Here is a 17368-nt window from a genome sequence, read left to right as displayed (position 1 = left end):
AGCTTGAAGTTGCCAAGCAGCGTGCTGCTCATGTTTTCAGGTAGCCTCTAGCAATAGGTTACCTGAAACCGATTTTTAGCCTGCAAAATAACAAGCTGGGCAAAACTCCTTAAGGTTAGCGAGACGCAGCTAGCTTGCAGACATGCATCAGGCGCCCAGCTATTTTCAGGTAGCCTCACAAGCCTATTTGAGGCTACCTGAACATTAAGTCCTTGCCAGCCGCCGCCGCCCAGTCCACAATAAGCCCCTTCCCACGAACAGCAAAACACAGCCATGAGCCACTCCCAAGCCTTCAGCCGTACCGACGATGTACGCATCCGCAGCATCAGCGAGCTGCTGCCCCCCATCGCCCACCTCTACGAATTGCCCATCAGCGAAGCCGCCGCCGATTTGGTGGAAACCACCCGCTACCAGATTGCCGACCTGGTGCACGGCCGCGACCAGCGCCTGCTCGTTATCATCGGCCCTTGTTCCATACACGATCCCAAAGCCGCCCTCGAATACGCCCAACGCCTGCTGCCCCTGCGCAAAAAATACGAAAAAGAGCTGCTGATCGTGATGCGTGTTTATTTTGAAAAACCGCGCACCACCGTGGGCTGGAAAGGGCTCATCAACGACCCCCACCTCAACGGCACCTTCGATATCAACTTCGGCCTGCGCCAAGCCCGCCGCCTGTTGTTGGATTTAAGCAACCTCGGCGTGCCCGCTTCCACCGAATTTCTCGACATGATCACCCCGCAGTATTACGCCGACCTCATCTCCTGGGGCGCCATCGGTGCGCGCACCACCGAAAGCCAGGTGCACCGCGAGCTCGCCAGCGGCCTCTCTTGCCCGGTAGGCTTCAAAAACGGCACCGACGGCAACCTCAAAATCGCCATCGATGCCATTGGCGCCGCCTCCCACCCGCATCACTTTCTCTCCGTAACCAAAGCCGGCCATTCCGCCATCGTCCACACTGCCGGTAACCCCGACTGCCACGCCATCCTGCGCGGCGGCAAAGAGCCGAACTACAGCGCGGAGCACGTTAAAGCCGCCGCCGAACAGCTGGCCAAAGCCGGCGTAACGCCTAGATTGATGGTGGATTTCAGCCACGCCAACAGCCGCAAAGACTACTCCCGCCAAATGGAAGTGGCGCGCGATGTGGCCGCGCAGCTGCAAAACGGCGAGCAAAACATCATGGGCATCATGGTGGAAAGCCACTTGGTGGAAGGCCGCCAAGACAAGCCTGAAACCTACGGCCAAAGTATCACTGATGCCTGCATCGGCTGGGACACCACCGAAGAGCTGCTCGCCTTGATGGCGGAAGCCAATCGCGGCAGGGTGTGAACAAAGCGGCTTGTGCCGCTTTTTTGCACAGTGCAGAGTCTTCGATATATTTCAGGTAGCCTGATGCAACAAAAGGCTACCTGAAAAGCGGTAAATATTTACAAATCACGCCAAACTGTTAAAATCCGAAACTTTCCAACAACGTCTATATTAACAATAGGGTAGGCTCAAATGTTTGCAGCCGCCCGAGGGAGATACACTCATGCAAGATTTCCGCGAAAACCCAAACGAAAATTTCCGCCAAGCCTATGCCTCCACCGCATTGGAAAACGATTTATTCGATGACAATGAAATGGAAGTAGAGCTGGCCAGCCCGTGGCAGCGGATGGGCGCCAGAATTATGGACGGCCTCCCCTTTGCCGGTATCGGTATTTTGGCAGCCATTTTAGTAGCCTTCATGGGCGGAAGTGGTGGTAAGGCAGCGATGGTTGTATTTACTATTGCCCTTGTGGCAGCTATTGGCTTGCTGATTTACAACTTAGTTATCATGGTACGCGATGGCCAAAGTATCGGCAAAAAAATCGTAGGTATCCGCGTGATTACTGAGGATGGCGACAATCCTGGTTTCGTTAAATATGTGCTTGTACGTGAATTTGGCTATAACTTTATTTTCACCCTGATTAGCGTCTTCAGCGAAGACTTGGGTAATCTGCTAGCCATCGTTGCTGGTATCGCCTGTGTCGTGATGCTGTTTATGGAAAACCGCAACCGCCAAACTTTGCAGGATTTGCTGGCGAAGACATTGGTCATCAAAAACTAAGTCGCCCGTTATTCATGCGTAAGGCTACCTGAAATCATTTTCCCGTTTTCAGGTAGCCTTATTTATCTGGCCTAATATGGGGACAAACCATGCAAAATTTCCGCCAAGCCTATCGCCCTCCTGAATCAGCAGCCGAGCCGCAGGCAGCGGAGCGGATGAAGGAGGTGGAGTTGGCCAAGCCGTGGCAACGCTTGTTGGCCGGTTCTATCGATCGCATTCTGCCTATTATGCTGTTGGTTATGTTTTTATTAAGGATTGAGTACACTAGGGCCTATGTGCAAGCCGAAATGCCTTGGTTGCTGCTGCTTTTGCCGGTGGGGCTGGTGGCTGGGTTGCTGCTGGGGGTGGCGCAGGTGTTTATGATGAGTCGCAGCGGACAAAGCATTGGCCAGAAAATTTTGCGTATCCGTGTGATTACGGACACCGGCGCGAATCCGGGCTTCGCCAAATATGTGCTGGCACGCGAAGGGTTTTTCTTTGTGGTGTTGCTTGCGCTGTGCGGGCTGCTCAGCAGCCTGGGTTTGGGCCGTATTGTTTATTGCGCGGTGCAATTGCTGTACCTGATTATGCTGTGCCGCAAACGTGGCAATTATCAAACGCCGCAGGATTTGATGTTGCAAACTTTGGTGGTGAAGGTGTGAGCGCCGCCATAATGAAAAGGCTACCTGAATGTTTCAGGTAGCCTTTTCATTATGGCGGGCAAATATGCAACTTGTTGCTGCCAGGTTTCAGCTAGCCGCTGCCGCCTTTTCTTGGCCAAACGCCTGCCGCAGTTTGTTCCAGATGAGGGCGAGCAGGAAAAGAATGGCCTGCAAAATTACGATGCTGGGGCCGGTGGCGGAGTTGAGGTGGTAGCTGAGCAGGGTGCCGGTAAGGCTGGTGAATACGGAAGCCGCCACCACGATGATCATCATGCGTTCAAAGCGCTTGGTAAGCAGGAAGGCGGTGATGCCGGGGGAAATGAGCATGGCCACCACTAGCACCACGCCGGCCACCTGCATGGCGGTGATGATGGTCAGCGCGAGCAGGGTGAGTAGGCTGTAGTGTAAGAGCTGAGGGGAGAGGCCGGCGATGCGCGCTTGGGCGGGGTCGAAGCAGTAGAGCATGAAGTCGCGCCGTTTGAGCAGCACGGCTAAGGCCACGGCAGCACAGATGGCGAAGGTTTGCAGCAGCTCTTCCCGGCTCACGCCCAGCACGTTGCCGAACAGGATATGGGTGAGGTGTTGGTCGGTTTCCACTTTGGTAAACAACACGAGGCCGAGCGCAAACATACCGGAGAACACGATGCCCATCACGGTGTCTTCTTTGAGACGGCTGTTGTTTTTCAGGTAGCCTACGCCCACGGAGCAGAGCAGGCCGGAAGCGAATGCACCGATTTGCAGCGGAATGCCGAACACGAAGGCCAGCACGATGCCGGGCAGCACCGCGTGCGACACTGCGTCGCCCATCAGCGACCAGCCTTTGAGCACCAGATAGCAGGAAAGCAGCCCGCAGGTAATGGACACAATCAGCGCGGTGAGCAGGGCGTTCTGCATGAAAGGAAAGGCGAGCGGCTCGGCAAACCAGTTGATCAGCTCAGACATGGCCGGGCTCCGTTTCTTCCGCCGCCTGCGGTGCGGCACCGAATTTTTGCCGCAACAGGCCATATTTGGGCGCAAACACGAAGGCGAGCAGGAACAGCAGGCTTTGTAGGCTAACAATCACGCCGCCGGTGGCGCCGTCGAGGAAAAAGCTGATGTAGGCGCCCAGAGCACAGGTAATGATACCGAGCGCCACTGCAATCAGCACCAGCTTGCCGAAGCGGTCGGTGAGCAGATAGGCGGTGGCGCCGGGGGTAACCACCATGGCGATCACCAGAATCGCGCCCACGGTTTGCAGCGCGGCTACTACGCAGGCGCTGAGCAGGCAGAAAAACAAAATTTTGTAGCGCAACGGCGAGAGGCCGACGGCCACGGCCTGGGTTTCGTCAAAAAACACCAAGAGCAGGTTTTTCCAAGTGAGCAGCATAAACAGCAGGCACACGCCGATGATGATGGCTACCTGAAAAATATCTTCGTCGGCAATGCCTAAAATATTGCCCAACACGATTTCCTGCACGTTGACCGCAGTCGGGTTCACCGACACGATAAACAGGCCGATGGCAAAGAAGGTGGTGAAGATAAAGCCGATTACCGCATCTTCTTTCAGCTGCGTGATGGCGCGTATCCATAAAATCGACAGTGCCGCCAAAATGCCGGATACAAACGCACCGGCGGAATAGGGCAGGCCGAGCGCATAGGTAACCGCCACGCCGGGTACCACCGAGTGCGACAGCGCGTCGCCAATCAGCGACCAGCCTTTGAGCATTAAATAAGACGACAAAAATGCACACATGCCGCCCACCGCCGCACTCAGCACGATGGCCTTCACCATGTATTCATAGGCAAACGGCTCCAGCAGCATGTCTAACATGAGCCGTCTCCTTCACTGCCGTTTTCCTGCTTCGCACAGCTGCCTTGGGCATCGCTGCAACAGGGCACAGCGGGCGGATCGTTTTTGGCTTGGCCGTAGAACACGGCGGGGCGTTCGTCGTCGGTGAGTACGGTGAGCACTCGGCTGTCTTCGTCGTCGTGCAAATCGCTGCCAGAGAGGCGGAAATGGCGCAGCACGCCGCCGAAGGCCAATTCGAGGTTGTGTTGGTTAAAAGTGTGTTCGGTGCGGCCGGCGGCCAGCACGGTACGGTTGATCATCACCACTTGGTCGCAGAAGTCGGGCACCATGCCGAGGTTGTGGGTCGATACCAAAATCAGATGCCCCTGCGCGCGCAGCTGGCCGAGCAAATCCACAATCGCATCTTCGGTTTTCACATCAACGCCGGTAAACGGCTCATCCAGTAGGATAATCTTGCTCTGCTGCGCCAGTGCGCGCGCCAGGAATACGCGTTTTTTCTGCCCGCCGGATAGCTCGCCGATTTGCCGCTGCGCCAAATGGGCAATGCCTACCCGTTCCATGGCTTCCTGAACTTTGCGTTTGTCTTCGGCTTTGGGCAGGCGCAGGAAATTCAGGTAGCCGTAGCGCCCCTGCATCACCACGTCGTACACCGACACGGGAAACTGCCAATCCACTTCCTCGCTCTGCGGCACATAGGCCACCAGGTTGCGCTTGAGCGCCTGCGGCACGGGCAGACCGCACAGGCGGATGCTGCCCGATTTCGGCTTAATCTGCCCCATCAGGCTTTTAAACAGGGTAGATTTGCCGCTGCCGTTTACGCCCACCAGCGCGCAGGTGGTGCCGCCTTGCAGCGTGAAGCTCACGTCGCGGATGGCCGTGTGGCCGTTGCTGTAGCGAACCGTTACCGATTCAACGCTGATGGAGGCGGCTTGTTCAGACATTATTTTCCAAATCCTCTAACAATGGTGGAAACCGTGGTATTGAGCAGGTCGAGGTAGGTGGGCACCGGGCCGTTTTTGGCGGAAAGCGAATCCACATACAATACGCCGCCGTATTTGGCGCCGGTTTCGCGCGATACTTGCCGCATCGGGCGCGGCGATACGGTGCTCTCGCTGAACACTACCGGAATATGGTTTTGCCGCACGGTGTTGATTACGCGGCGCACCTGTTGCGGCGTGCCTTGCTGCTCGGCATTAATTGGCCATAGATACACTTCTTTAAAGCCGTAGTCGCGTGCCAGATAGCTGAACGCGCCTTCGCTGGTCACCAAGAAACGCTGGTTTTGCGGCACCCGCGCCAGTTTTTCGCGCAAGGGGCGGTCTAGGTTGCGGATGCGCTGGGCATAGGCGGCGGCGTTGCGGGTGTAGGTGGCGGCGTTTTGCGGGTCGTATTTAATCAGCGCGTTTTTAATGTTTTCCACATAGATTAAGGCATTGCGGGTAGACATCCAAGCGTGCGGATTGGGCTGGCCGCGATAGGGGCCTTCATGAATCGACATCGGGGTAATGCCTTGCGTAACCACCACTGCCGGTTTATTGCGTACGTTTTGGAAGAAACGTTCAAACCAGCGTTCCAGGTTCAGCCCGTTCCACAGCACCAAATCGGCAGATTGCGCTTTGGCAATGTCTTGCGGCGTGGGCTGGTAATCGTGGATTTCTGCACCCGGCTTGGTAATCGATTCCACCACCGCGGCATCCCCCGCCACGTTTTGGGCAATATCCTGGATCACGGTGAAGGTGGTGACTACTTTGAATTTGGCATAAGCCGGCGCGGCCAAGCCTAGAGCGGCCAGCAGGCAGAATGCGGATAATAATCGGCGCATTGTTTTCTCCTAATTTGATTTGGTTGAATGGGTGGCAAAGCGAAGCACTTGCCTATTTACATACTAGCCTAAATAGAAATTACTATCAATTATTTTATAGTAGTTTTTATATCACCACAGAAAAATCAGCAGAAACAATAAGCCTATATCGCATACGGGATTATTTTATGCGTATTTTGCCTTGCTATGCCAGCAATCATTGCTATAGGCAATAGCCTCTTTGACAATTTAAATGGGAGAAAACCGATTGGGCTGGCGGGTAAGTGCCGTTGTTTTTGCCATACGTTTTGTTATCGGGTGTTAAATCATGCTGCATAGGCTACCTGAAAGTTGGATAACCTGTTTGGGCTGGGTCGAGACACTTTTCAGCTAGCCTTAGCTTTTCAGATAGCCTTGGTAGCAGCAGAGGCTACCTGAAAACTTAAACAGCATACAGGCAATCAATGTTCCTACCCAGTTTCAGGTAGCCTTGGCCTTTAGCCGGATTGATCCGTTTTGCCCGAACGTTTGCGGCGGCGGAAGCGCCACAGTTGGCGCACGGCGTGGACGGTGGTGGAAAGCCCGCCGGCCAGCAGCAAAAATATCAGCGGCACCACCAGCAGATAGGGCGCAAACCACAGCAACAGCGCCAGCGCCAGCATACTAATGCCCAGGCTCAGATAGGATTTGGCTTCGTTTTCATCCACCGTGCGCGTGCCGTAGAAGTTGCCGCGAAACATGCTGGAAAGCTGCAACAGCTGGCGGGCGGCGGCTTGGGCACGCTGGCGGCGGTGCCGCTTGGAGAGCATTTGGTGGCGTCGGCGTAGGGCGGCACGGCGTTCGCTGCTGTTGAGCACGATTTCGGTGGCATTGGCGAGGTCTTGCAGAAACATCTGCTCCAGCTGGTGCACCACCACCGCATCTTCGATGACCACGTCTAATTCGCGGTTGAGATACCAGCTGGAGAAATTGAGATTGGTTGAGCCCACGCGTGCCCATTGGCCGTCGGCAATGGCACTTTTGGCGTGAATCATCGGCCCGTCCCATTCAAACACTCGCACACCGGCCTCTAAAAGGCTGCGGTAACGGATGCGCGACACGCGGCCTATCCAGCGGATATCGGAAGTGCGCGGCACCAGGATACGCACGTCCACACCATCGTTGGCAGCGTTGATCAGGGCTTGGGTGTAGAGGCGGGTGGGCATGAAATAGGCGTCGGTAAGCCACAGGTTGCGCCGCGCCAGCGCCAGCGCGTTCAAATCCAGCCGCATCATATTGTTGTTGCTGGGCGTGGTGGCCACTACACCGGCGCGCACCGTGCCGGCAGCCGTGCCGTCATAAGGGGTGATGTTTTCAGGTAGCCTTTCGCCTTGCGAGCGCAGCGTGTCGGATAAAGCCTGCACCACTTCGGCCACCACCGGCCCCTGTAGTTTCAGCCCGGTATCGCGCCACGGTGCCACGCCTGTGGCCGGATTGCCTTCCCAGGCGGAAGACACGCACAATCCGCTCACGAAGGCGGTATGGCCGTCTATCACGAAGGATTTGCGGTGGTTGCGCGAGAGCAGGCCGATACCGCTGGCAAAACCGGGCGGGTTGTAGGCCACCACTTGCGCACCGGCCTGCTTGAGCGGCTCAAAAAAGCGACACACCGATGGCCACAGGCTGCCGATCCAATCGTACACCAGCACCACGCTCACGCCCTGGCGGCATTTTTCCACCAGCAAATCTCGCAGCCGCACGCCGAAATCGTTGTCGGCGAAAATATACATTTCAATCAGCACATAATGCTCGGCAGTAGCCACTGCTTCCAGCCAGGCGGGAAAGTTTTCGCGGCTGTCCTGCAAGAGTTGCACGCTGTTGCCGCCGTGCATTTCGCTGCTGCTGGAACGCGCATGCAGCTGGTCGAGCAGCGGCTGCGGGTGGTCGAGGAGGATGGTGCGGTTGGACATGATGTGTTTTCGTGTGGGTTTGGTTGGTTTGAGGTTTCAGGTAGCCTTTTGGATTGGATTGCTATTCAGTAATCCAATTCTTGAGCCAGCACGTCGGCAAGGCTGCTGCCAACAGGAACGCCCAGGTCATCCGAGCCTGAGTCCTTCAGCACAATTAAAGGGCCGGGCTGCCCGAAATCGTAACAATAGAACACGCCGCCGCCATCGAATGCAATCGGCAGCAAATTGGGCGCGTAATACCAGAACTGATAGCCAAAATAATAAGATACAGTTTCTGCCGGTGAGAAGTAGCCAAAATCCTGCCCATTGCCCGTGATGCCGCCGTGCACAGAATATTGCCAAAGCTGCATCAGTTCGTTGGGGATATAAAAGTGGGGCGGTAGGCAATATCTGGTGGCACTGAGCTGTACTGAGTAAGGTTCGAGATAGTTTAATGCGCTGGCGCGTTCGGCTTCGGGCAAAGGGGTGCGGAATGCGGTAATGTCGTCCGGCGTGGCAGGAGGGTGTTGGTCGTAAAATTTAAATGCTTGATACCACATTGCTTTATTCTTTCAATCAAATGCTTTTCGCAAAGCTGTCAGGCATTGCACGTAGCCTTGAGCTTAGGCAAATCAAACTGGTGCAGCGGAAACACAATCCACCTGCTATGGCTTGTCAGGTAGCCTGCAGCCTTTAAGTTTGCCGATGAATAATGCGGCGAATCAGCAGGCGGTTGGGGGAGAGGGCGGCGGCCACTTCTGGTTCGGCGGGCAGCGGCTGCCCCAATAGCTGAGCAGCTACCAGTTCGCCGCACAGCGGGGCGGTGGCGAGGCCGCGGCTGCCGTGCCCGCTGTTCACAAACAGGCCGGGCAGGTGGGGGCAGGGCAGGTCGGGCAGGCGGTAGTTTTTATCATGGGCGAGTTTGGCGTATTGCACACGCATCGCCGCCCAGTCGCCCAATGCACCAACGGCGGGCAGGTGGTCGTAGCAGTCTGCGCGCACGGCGGCATGGCCGGACTGGTAGGCAGGCAGGGCGGCGGCGAGTTCGGGCGAGAGTTGCGCCAGTTTGGCGTGGTTGCCGTCGTCTTCAGCGGTACGCAACTCGCTGTTTTGCTCATTGGGCACGAAGCTGGCACCAAAACAGTGCTGATGACGATACTCCGGTGAAATATAGGCATCGGCGCTTAGGGCGCAGCGCAGCTGTCGGCTGAGGGGCGAGGCCTCGGCCAGGCTGGTTTGGCCGCGGATGAATTGCAGCGGCAGGGCTTCGGGCAGGATATCGGCCAATTGCTCGGCGCCGCAGCAGAACACGATGTGGCTACCTGAAAAAGTCTGCATGCCTTGCGGCGTATCCACCGCCAGCTGCCATTCGCTGCCGTGGCGTTGCAGATTGGTGAGGCGGTGCTGCGTGAGCACTCGGATGCGGGGGGATTCGAGCAGGGTGGTGGCGAAGGATGGCGGGTTGAGCCACGCCCCCTGCGGCCAGAACAGACCGCTTTGCCCACTAAGCGGGATACCGGAAAGCGATTCGGCTTCGGCGGGGCGGACGGCGTAATAAAGATGGCGGTTGGCGCGTTGCTCGGCCAGTTCGCGGTTGCGGCGGGTTTCGCTCTGATTGTGGTTAAGGTGCAGCACGCCGCAAGCCTGCCAATCCGGGCTATGGGGCAGAAGGTGTTCGAGCAGACGGCGGCTGTAGCCGTAGCTGCCAAGCAGGAGGCGGGTTTGCAGGGTGGGGTGGGCGGAAATTTTGGCGTAGAGCAGGCCTTGCCGGTTGCCGGAGGCGGAGCGGGCGGGCTGGTCATTTTGCTCGAGGATTAGGCTGCTGATACCGCGTCGGGCTAGGGCGTGGGCGGTGGCCGCGCCGGCAATGCCGCCGCCGATAATCAGCACGCGTTCCACAGGGATGGGCGGCGGCGCGATTTGCCAGGGTTTGCTTGGGCTAGCCTGTTGCGGCACAGATGGACTGTTTTGCCAAACCGGTTCGCCGAAACCGTATTGTGCCAACTCGGCGGCCGCGGCTGCGGGCAGCAGATAAATATCGCGTTGCAGCGGGTTGGCATCGGCGGGGATAAAGTTGGCAGCAGAGGCGGCACAACTTTTCAGGTAGCCTTTATCGGGCTCATGGAGGCTACCTGAAAAATCGTCGCTGAGAAAAATGCAGGCCGCGCGGGGATGCTGGGAGATGGCGGCGGTAAGCTCTTGCTCGGTAGGGATGCCTTGCCAGATGAGGGTAGGGGTAGTCATGGCGTTTGCCGGCTGGTGCGGGCGGGAATGGGAGACGGGAGGCAGTATAGACAGAAGCAGCTGGCGGCGGCAACTTTGGCTTGGCATGTTTCGACGGCATCGGGCAAAAGGCTACCTGAAAGCATAGTGTCAACAAAATTCAAACCGCTGCCGGTTTTCAGGTAGCCTTTTACAAACTAAACTCCGCCGAATGCTTGAAATGCGCTTGCCTGCCCCCAATTTGCCGGGCAATGAGGCTTTAGCCATCCTATTCAACTGAAAACAATAACCGAGAAGATAATGACCCAATCCCAGCATAATCCCGCTGAAACCCGCACCCTGCCGATGTTGCCGCTGCGTGACGTGGTGGTGTATCCGCATATGGTGCTGCCGCTGTTTGTCGGCCGCCCCAAATCCATTGCCGCGCTGGATGCCGCCATCGAGCAAGACGGGCCGGTGTTCCTTTTGGCGCAGAAAAATCCGGCCAACGAAGACCCCGGCACAGACGATTTGCACACCATCGGCACGCTGGCCAACATCCTGCAAGTGCTGAAATTGCCCGACGGCACGGTGAAGGTGCTGGTAGAAGGCATGCAGCGCGCCCGCGCATTGTCGGTGAACGACAGCGGCGATTATTTCCAAGCCGAAATTGAAGTGCTGGCTGCCGAAGAAAACACCGACGGCCACGACTACGAAGCCCTGCGCCGCACGCTTTTGGCGCAATTCGACCAGTTCATCAAGCTCAACAAGAAAATCCCCGGCGAAGTGGCCGGCACCATTCACGGCATCACCGACCACAGCCGCCTGGTGGACACCATTGCCGCCCACTTGCAGCTCAAGTTGGAGCAGCGGCAGGAGATTTTGGAAATCACCGACGTGGCCGAGCGCATGGAACATCTGCTTGGCCAGCTGGAAGCTGAGCTGGACATTTTGCAAGTAGAAAAACGTATCCGTGGCCGGGTGAAGCGGCAGATGGAAAAATCCCAGCGCGACTATTATCTGAACGAGCAAGTAAAAGCGATTCAGAAAGAGTTGGGCGAGGGCGATGAACGCGAAGAGCTCGACCAACTCGAACAGCAGGTGCGCGAAGCCGGCATGAGCAAGGAAGCGGAAGAAAAAGCGCTGGGTGAAATGAAAAAGCTGCGCATGATGCCGCCGATGTCGGCTGAGTCTTCCGTGGTGCGCAACTATATCGAAACGCTGGTAGACATTCCGTGGAAGAAGAAAAGCAAGGTCAGCAAAGATATTGTGCAGGCCGATTTGGTGCTCAATGCCGACCACTACGGCTTGGAAAAGGTGAAAGAGCGCATTTTGGAATATTTGGCCGTGCAAAAACGCATGAACAAGCTCAAAGGCCCGATTCTGTGCCTGGTGGGCCCGCCCGGCGTGGGTAAAACCTCGCTTGGCCAATCTATTGCCAAAGCCACCGGCCGTAAATATGTGCGCATGGCTTTGGGCGGCATCCATGACGAGAGCGAAATCCGCGGCCATCGCCGTACCTACATCGGCTCGATGCCGGGCAAAATCATCCAAAATATGATTAAAGCCGGCGTGAATAATCCGCTGTTCCTGCTGGACGAAATCGATAAACTCGGCCGCGATTTCCGTGGCGATCCGGCCAGTGCGCTGTTGGAGGTGCTTGATCCGGAGCAAAACCACTCCTTTGCCGACCACTATGTGGAAGTGGATTTCGACCTGAGCAATGTGATGTTCCTCGCTACTTCCAACAGCATGGACATCCCGCCCGCGCTGCTCGACCGCATGGAAATTATCCGACTTTCCGGCTACACCGAAGACGAAAAAGTAAATATTGCCATGCAATATCTCGTGCCCAAGCAAATTGAGCGCAACGGGGTGAAAAAAGGCGAAATCGATATTCAAGAAAGCGCAGTACGCGACATCATCCGCTACTACACCCGTGAAGCCGGCGTACGCTCACTCGACCGCGAAATCGCCAAAATCTGCCGTAAGGTGGTGATGAAGCAGGTATTGGAGCAAGATAAAAAAGCCGGTGCCAAACGCGCTGCTGCGCCGCAAATCGTGGTGGTGGATGCCACCAACCTGCACGAATACCTTGGTGTGCGCCGCTTCGATTACGGTGTGGCCGAGAACGAAAACCGTGTCGGCCAGGTTACCGGCCTGGCGTGGACGGAAGTCGGCGGCGAGCTGCTCACCATCGAAGCCGTTGCGCTCAAAGGCAAAGGCAATATCCTGCGCACCGGTAAGCTGGGTGATGTGATGCAGGAATCGATTTCTGCCGCTTGGAGCGTGGTACGCTCGCGTGCCGAAGTATTGGGCATTGCACCGGATTTCTACGAGAAAACCGATATCCATGTGCACGTTCCGGAAGGTGCTACGCCTAAAGACGGCCCCAGCGCCGGTATCGGCATGACGCTGGCCATTGTGTCTTCGCTCACCGGTATTCCCGTGCGTGCCGACGTGGCCATGACCGGTGAAATCACCCTGCGTGGCGAAGTATTGCCCATCGGCGGTTTGAAGGAAAAACTGTTAGCTGCCCTGCGCGGCGGCATCAAGCATGTGCTGATTCCGCAGGAAAACGTGAAAGATTTGGAAGAAATTCCGCAAAACGTGAAAGAAGGGCTAGAAATCCACCCGGTGCGTTGGATTGACGAAGTGCTTTCCTTCGGCCTGGAATATCAGCCGCAACCTTGGCAGGACGTGCCCGCAGCTAAGCCGAAAACCCCGGCAAAATCCGGCGGCCGCGCCACCAAGCATTAAGGCGAAAAGCGGCAGGCTGTGTTGTGTGAAAGGCGCAAACCTGCCGCTTTGGCTGAAAATAGCTACTTTCCAGCCGTTTATTTGCTTGACCGATGATTTTGAACTTGCTATAAAGCAGCCTGTTGCAGACAAACGCATTGGTGCCGACCACAATCGGCCGATTCTTCATTACTCCTCAACTAGAAAGGGACTTAACGTGAACAAGTCTGAATTGATTGAAGCGATTGCTAAGGAAGCTGACATTTCCAAGGCTGCTGCCGGCAAGGCACTGGATGGTTTTACCAAGGCTGTTACCACCGCTCTGAAAAAAGGCGACACCGTAACTCTGGTTGGCTTCGGCACTTTCTACGTGGGCGAACGCGCCGAACGCAAAGGCCGCAACCCGCAAACCGGTAAAGAACTGATTATTCCGGCTGCCAAATCTCCGAAATTCCGTGCAGGTAAAGCGTTGAAAGATGCGCTGTAAACCGCACCTTCTTGCATAAATGAAAAAAGACAGGCTTTCTGCCTGTCTTTTTTCTTGCCTATGTTTTCAGGTAGCCTCTTATGCTTGGTAGTGCAGCGGAGGATTCTGGCATTAAATAAACTGTTTGGAGTTATATCGCGGATTAAATTTACTTTCGATACAAGGCAGCGAACCGCGGACGATATTCACAGTGTAGTAAAGTCAGCCAAGGCTATCGAGAAAGTTAAGTTAATTCGCTATAGCCCGCCACCCGCAGAACCGTTACAATACCGCATTTAATTTTCACCACGCTTCCTTTTTATTTTTATGTTTGCCATCGTCGAAAAACACCGCCGCCTGTCTCAAGTGCTCCTTGGGCTGATTACTGTTACCTTTGTGGGATTCGGTGCCCAAACCCTTACTTCGGGTATGCACAGCAGCTATATCAGCAAAATCGGCAATACCCACATCACTGCCGAGCAAGTGCAGGAACTGCTGAGGGAAGCGCCGCGGCATAGCGACCAACCCATCAGCAAAGACGACGTTTACCAATCGCTGGTGCAGCAAGCCTATTTCGATCAGGGTGCGGCAGAGCTGGGCGTTGGCGAGCTTTCTATTGAACAAATCAAGGGTGTGATTACGCGCGATCCTTCATTCCAAGTCAACGGCCAATTCAGCCCCGAGCAGTTTCAAGCCTATCTGCGCCAAAGAGGGATTACCGAAGAGCGGCTGATTGAGGAAATGCGCAGCCAGTATCGCCGCCAAACCCTTATCAGCCTGTTGAGCAACGGCAATATCGTTAGCGACAGCCAAGCTAACCAAATCCTTGCCCTTACCGGCAGCGAGCGTGAGTTGCGTACTGCGCCCTTCAATGCGGCCGATTTTGCCAGCAAAGTACAGCCCACTGATGCCGCCTTGCGCAGCTATTTTGAAGCCAACAAAGCCAAATATGCCTTGCCTTTGGCAGTGAAGCTTGAGTTTGTTGATTTGAACGTAGAAGAGCTGGCCAAACAGCAAACTGTGAGTGCACAGGAGTTGCAAGAGGCCTACCGCAACCTGCCCACCGCCGCCAGCGAAGCCAAGCCGCCGTTTGAGAGCGTGAAAGCCCAGCTGGAAGAGAGCGTGCGCCAGCGTAAAGCCGCCCAAGCCTTAGGTAATGCACGTGAACAGTTGGCACAACTGGCCTTCGACCACCCGGACAGCCTGCAAAAAGTGGCACAGGAAATGAAGCTGCCGCTGCAAAAACATGAAGAATGGCTCAGCCAGCCCGAAGCTGCCGCCGCCAAGCTGCCGCAAGCCGTGCAGGAAGCCATGTTCAGCGCCGAGGTGATCGAGCGCCGCCACAATTCTGAAGTATTGGATATGGGCAACAGCGTATTGCGCGTGTTGCGTGCCACCGATGTGAGCAAAGCCCGCAATCAAAGCTTTGAAGAAGCCAAGGAAGCGGTGCGCAAAGATTATGTGGCCGTGGAGAGTGCCAAGCTGGCACAAGCTGCCGCTGCTCAAGCCTTGAGCAATCTGCAAGCCGGTAAGGCAGTGGATAACCTGCAATGGAGCAATCCGGAAAAAGCCAGTGCCACCCAGCTGCAACAAGCCGTTGGCCTGCAAAACTTTGCCGCCATCGTGAAAGCCCATCCGCAAAACGGCAAACCCGGCTACGCAGTGATTACCCTGCCCAACGGTAATGCCGCCTTGGTGGAAGTACGCGCCATCAGCCTGCCGGAAAACAGCAAACAGCAGTTGCCGGAGCTGCGCCAACAAGTTGCCGGACGCAATACCGAAGCGTTCTACCGCCAATATCTGCAAGTGCTGCAACGAAAATACCCGATACAGCATGGCTCGCAGAAATTGGATCGGGATGAAAACTGATTGATTTTGCCGCTTGAAAAGGCTACCTGAAAGGTTCAGGTAGCCTTTTGCTATTTCTACTTGGCTTTGGCAGAGTGATAACAGGGAAGGGCGGCTTGGATGTTTTAATAATGTTAGGAAATCTTGGTTTGTTAAGTTGCATTCGTTCCAGCTTCTTGCGTCAATAGAGCAGAAGCAAACTGATGCCTTGTATAGAAACAATAGAAAGGCTACCTGAAACTTTCAGGTAGCCTTTCTATTGCTGCAATTATGCTTGGAGCAAGCCGCCCATCCAGCCTAACCCGCTGCCAGATTGCGCAGCTCACGCACCGCATCGGCAATTTCACCCGCAGTCAGGCCGATGGGGCCGATGCCGCGGGCGGCCAGCAGCTCTGCCGCCGTGCCGTGCATCCACACTGCCGCGCAGGCCGCATCTTGCATGGGCAGATGTTGTGCCAGCAGGGCAGCCATCAGACCGCTCAATACGTCGCCACTGCCGGCGGTGGCCAAGCCGGGGTTGCCGCTGTCGTTTTCGTACACAATCCGCCCGTCTGGCGTACACACCAAGGTTTTCGCACCTTTGAGCACCACATAGCTGCCGTAGCGCTCGGCAATATTGGAGGCCGCCAAATAGCGGTTACCCTGCACCTCTTCCACTGTAATACCCAGCAGGCGTGCCGCTTCCAGCGGATGAGGTGTAAGCACCACATTATTGGGCAAAAACATTGTTTCTACCGCCAGCAGGTTCAGCGCATCGGCATCCAGCAGCAGCGGTGCATCAGTATGGATGGCCGCTGCCGTGGTCTGCTCCAACAGCTGACGCGAGGCATCGCTCATGCCCAAGCCGCAGCCAATAGCGTAAACGCTGATGTCGCGCCGCTGCACCAGCTGCGCGGCGGTGGTGATCATGATTTCCGGATAATTAGGCAGATACGGTATCGGCAGGCTGTTTTGCGCAAAACCGAGCCATACTTTGCCCGCCCCGCCTTTCAAGGCCGCGCTGGCTGCCAGCACACCGGCGCCGGACATGCCGGCCGCGCTGCCCACCACAGCCACCGTGCCGAACGTGCCTTTATGGCTGTCTTCCGCGCGTGGTTTGATTAAAAGGGGGAAACGGAAACGGGCAGTATGCTGCCACTGCGCCAACTGCTGGGATAAATCTGCCATATCAAACCTCATGTTATTCAATTAGACAAATGCCAAGCAAACGGCATACCGAGAGTGCGGCCATTACGCCGAATATTGAGCTAGGGCAAACACGGTGCAGGCAGCCATTGACCTGGTGCCAGATCCAGCTGCCACAAATCCAACCGACCGATGCCCACGCGCACCAGCCGCAGGCAGGGGTAGCCCGCCTTGGCCGTCATACGGCGTACTTGGCGGTTTTTGCCTTCGCTGATGCGGATTTCCAACCAAAAATCCGGCACACTCTTGCGCACCCGAATCGGCGGCACACGCGGCCACAGGCGGTCGGTTTCCGATTTTTCAGGTAGCCTGATCTGCGCCGGGCGGGTAACGAAATCGCCCAAATCTACGCCGTGCCGCAATAAATCCAGTTTTGCTTCGTCCGGGCTACCTTCGAGCTGCGCCCAATAGGTTTTCACCGTTTTGTGGCGCGGATCGGCAATTTTGGCTTGCAGGCGGCCGTTAGCCGTGAGCAGCAGCAGGCCTTCGCTGTCGGTGTCCAGCCGCCCGGCGGGATAAACATCGGGCAGCCCGATAAACTCTTTCAGCGAGCGGTGTTTCTCGTGCGGGCTGAATTGGCAGATAACCCCATAGGGCTTGTTGAAAACGATTAAATCAGACATGGTGCGCGGGCCGGCTGGGGTTTCAGGTAGCCTTTTAGGCCGAAATGGCTAGATTATATA

At 56.1% G+C, this 17368-nt stretch carries 15 protein-coding genes; 6 read left to right on the top strand and 9 right to left on the bottom strand.

All coding sequences use genetic code 11. From position 1 onward, the window contains the following. Nucleotides 1–273: 273 nt before the first annotated feature. The 3 genes from aroG (at nt 274) to HMPREF2541_RS00910 (ending at nt 2727) form a co-directional block, all read left to right on the top strand. Nucleotides 274–1326, top strand: a complete 1053-nt coding sequence (aroG, locus tag HMPREF2541_RS00920) for a 3-deoxy-7-phosphoheptulonate synthase AroG (RefSeq protein ID WP_070541295.1) — start codon at nt 274–276, stop codon at nt 1324–1326. A gap of 202 nt (nt 1327–1528) precedes the next feature. Next, nucleotides 1529–2086 carry an RDD family protein gene (locus HMPREF2541_RS00915; RefSeq protein WP_070541293.1) on the top strand — a complete coding sequence of 186 codons (558 nt, stop codon included), beginning with the start codon at nt 1529–1531 and terminating at the stop codon, nt 2084–2086. Between the two features lie 89 nt (nt 2087–2175). Then, a complete protein-coding gene (locus tag HMPREF2541_RS00910; protein WP_070541291.1) occupies nt 2176–2727 on the top strand; it encodes an RDD family protein in 552 nt (183 codons plus the stop codon). Nucleotides 2728–2814: 87 nt separating this feature from the next. Here HMPREF2541_RS00910 and HMPREF2541_RS00905 read toward each other — a convergent pair whose 3' ends face one another. The 7 genes from HMPREF2541_RS00905 to mnmC all read right to left on the bottom strand — a co-directional run bounded on the left by HMPREF2541_RS00905 (nt 2815) and on the right by mnmC (nt 10489). After that, the gene (locus tag HMPREF2541_RS00905) at nt 2815–3669 is read right to left on the bottom strand and encodes a metal ABC transporter permease (protein WP_049258497.1); all 855 of its coding nucleotides are present in this window, start codon (nt 3667–3669) and stop codon (nt 2815–2817) included. After that, entirely contained in the window at nt 3662–4537 is an 876-nt protein-coding gene (locus tag HMPREF2541_RS00900; protein ID WP_003822623.1) for a metal ABC transporter permease, read from the bottom strand. The genes HMPREF2541_RS00905 and HMPREF2541_RS00900 overlap by 8 nt, the downstream gene beginning before the upstream one ends. After that, nucleotides 4531–5457: an ATP-binding cassette domain-containing protein gene (locus HMPREF2541_RS00895; protein ID WP_003822625.1), complete on the bottom strand. Its 927-nt coding sequence runs from the start codon at nt 5455–5457 to the stop codon at nt 4531–4533. The genes HMPREF2541_RS00900 and HMPREF2541_RS00895 overlap by 7 nt, the downstream gene beginning before the upstream one ends. Then, the gene (locus tag HMPREF2541_RS00890) at nt 5457–6338 is read right to left on the bottom strand and encodes a metal ABC transporter substrate-binding protein (protein WP_003822626.1); all 882 of its coding nucleotides are present in this window, start codon (nt 6336–6338) and stop codon (nt 5457–5459) included. The genes HMPREF2541_RS00895 and HMPREF2541_RS00890 overlap by 1 nt, the downstream gene beginning before the upstream one ends. A gap of 476 nt (nt 6339–6814) precedes the next feature. Then, complete coding sequence (locus HMPREF2541_RS00885) at nt 6815–8266, bottom strand: phospholipase D-like domain-containing protein (protein WP_070541289.1); 1452 nt, start codon at nt 8264–8266, stop codon at nt 6815–6817. 65 nt (nt 8267–8331) lie between these two features. Next, nucleotides 8332–8805 (bottom strand): SMI1/KNR4 family protein, encoded by a 474-nt coding sequence (locus HMPREF2541_RS00880; RefSeq protein ID WP_070541287.1) that lies wholly within the window; start codon nt 8803–8805, stop codon nt 8332–8334. Between the two features lie 133 nt (nt 8806–8938). Then, nucleotides 8939–10489, bottom strand: coding sequence for an FAD-dependent 5-carboxymethylaminomethyl-2-thiouridine(34) oxidoreductase MnmC1 (mnmC, locus tag HMPREF2541_RS00875; protein ID WP_003822630.1), 1551 nt, complete (start codon nt 10487–10489; stop codon nt 8939–8941). A gap of 279 nt (nt 10490–10768) precedes the next feature. On the opposite strand from mnmC, the gene lon reads away from it, so the two are divergent. The 3 genes from lon to HMPREF2541_RS00860 all read left to right on the top strand — a co-directional run bounded on the left by lon (nt 10769) and on the right by HMPREF2541_RS00860 (nt 15521). Beyond that, nucleotides 10769–13207, top strand: a complete 2439-nt coding sequence (gene lon / locus HMPREF2541_RS00870; protein ID WP_003822631.1) for an endopeptidase La — start codon at nt 10769–10771, stop codon at nt 13205–13207. 160 nt (nt 13208–13367) lie between these two features. Then, on the top strand, nt 13368–13673 hold the full coding sequence (locus tag HMPREF2541_RS00865; RefSeq protein WP_161802039.1) for an HU family DNA-binding protein: 306 nt from the start codon (nt 13368–13370) through the stop codon (nt 13671–13673). 306 nt (nt 13674–13979) lie between these two features. Further along, nucleotides 13980–15521, top strand: a complete 1542-nt coding sequence (locus tag HMPREF2541_RS00860; RefSeq protein ID WP_070541285.1) for a peptidylprolyl isomerase — start codon at nt 13980–13982, stop codon at nt 15519–15521. Between the two features lie 276 nt (nt 15522–15797). Here the strand turns inward: HMPREF2541_RS00860 and HMPREF2541_RS00855 are convergent, their stop codons facing one another. After that, a complete protein-coding gene (locus tag HMPREF2541_RS00855; RefSeq protein WP_050754434.1) occupies nt 15798–16667 on the bottom strand; it encodes an NAD(P)H-hydrate dehydratase in 870 nt (289 codons plus the stop codon). 80 nt (nt 16668–16747) lie between these two features. Beyond that, complete coding sequence (locus HMPREF2541_RS00850) at nt 16748–17308, bottom strand: pseudouridine synthase (protein ID WP_070541283.1); 561 nt, start codon at nt 17306–17308, stop codon at nt 16748–16750. Between the last annotated feature and the right edge of the window lie 60 nt (nt 17309–17368).

This window comes from Eikenella sp. HMSC061C02 (assembly GCF_001809035.1).
GTDB classification, from domain to species: Bacteria; Pseudomonadota; Gammaproteobacteria; order Burkholderiales; family Neisseriaceae; genus Eikenella; species Eikenella corrodens.
The sequence above is the reverse complement of the archived record's forward strand: the minus strand, read 5'-3'. Positions and strand labels throughout refer to the sequence as shown.

What these genes read in the sequence shown, in the direction of transcription:
- aroG (WP_070541295.1), top strand. Translation starts at nt 274, where the DNA reads ATGAGCCACTCCCAAGCCTTCAGCCGTACCGACGATGTACGCATCCGC.
- HMPREF2541_RS00915 (WP_070541293.1), top strand. Translation starts at nt 1,529, where the DNA reads ATGCAAGATTTCCGCGAAAACCCAAACGAAAATTTCCGCCAAGCCTAT.
- HMPREF2541_RS00910 (WP_070541291.1), top strand. Translation starts at nt 2,176, where the DNA reads ATGCAAAATTTCCGCCAAGCCTATCGCCCTCCTGAATCAGCAGCCGAG.
- HMPREF2541_RS00905 (WP_049258497.1), bottom strand. Translation starts at nt 3,669, where the DNA reads ATGTCTGAGCTGATCAACTGGTTTGCCGAGCCGCTCGCCTTTCCTTTC.
- HMPREF2541_RS00900 (WP_003822623.1), bottom strand. Translation starts at nt 4,537, where the DNA reads ATGTTAGACATGCTGCTGGAGCCGTTTGCCTATGAATACATGGTGAAG.
- HMPREF2541_RS00895 (WP_003822625.1), bottom strand. Translation starts at nt 5,457, where the DNA reads ATGTCTGAACAAGCCGCCTCCATCAGCGTTGAATCGGTAACGGTTCGC.
- HMPREF2541_RS00890 (WP_003822626.1), bottom strand. Translation starts at nt 6,338, where the DNA reads ATGCGCCGATTATTATCCGCATTCTGCCTGCTGGCCGCTCTAGGCTTG.
- HMPREF2541_RS00885 (WP_070541289.1), bottom strand. Translation starts at nt 8,266, where the DNA reads ATGTCCAACCGCACCATCCTCCTCGACCACCCGCAGCCGCTGCTCGAC.
- HMPREF2541_RS00880 (WP_070541287.1), bottom strand. Translation starts at nt 8,805, where the DNA reads ATGTGGTATCAAGCATTTAAATTTTACGACCAACACCCTCCTGCCACG.
- mnmC (WP_003822630.1), bottom strand. Translation starts at nt 10,489, where the DNA reads ATGACTACCCCTACCCTCATCTGGCAAGGCATCCCTACCGAGCAAGAG.
- lon (WP_003822631.1), top strand. Translation starts at nt 10,769, where the DNA reads ATGACCCAATCCCAGCATAATCCCGCTGAAACCCGCACCCTGCCGATG.
- HMPREF2541_RS00860 (WP_070541285.1), top strand. Translation starts at nt 13,980, where the DNA reads ATGTTTGCCATCGTCGAAAAACACCGCCGCCTGTCTCAAGTGCTCCTT.
- HMPREF2541_RS00855 (WP_050754434.1), bottom strand. Translation starts at nt 16,667, where the DNA reads ATGGCAGATTTATCCCAGCAGTTGGCGCAGTGGCAGCATACTGCCCGT.
- HMPREF2541_RS00850 (WP_070541283.1), bottom strand. Translation starts at nt 17,308, where the DNA reads ATGTCTGATTTAATCGTTTTCAACAAGCCCTATGGGGTTATCTGCCAA.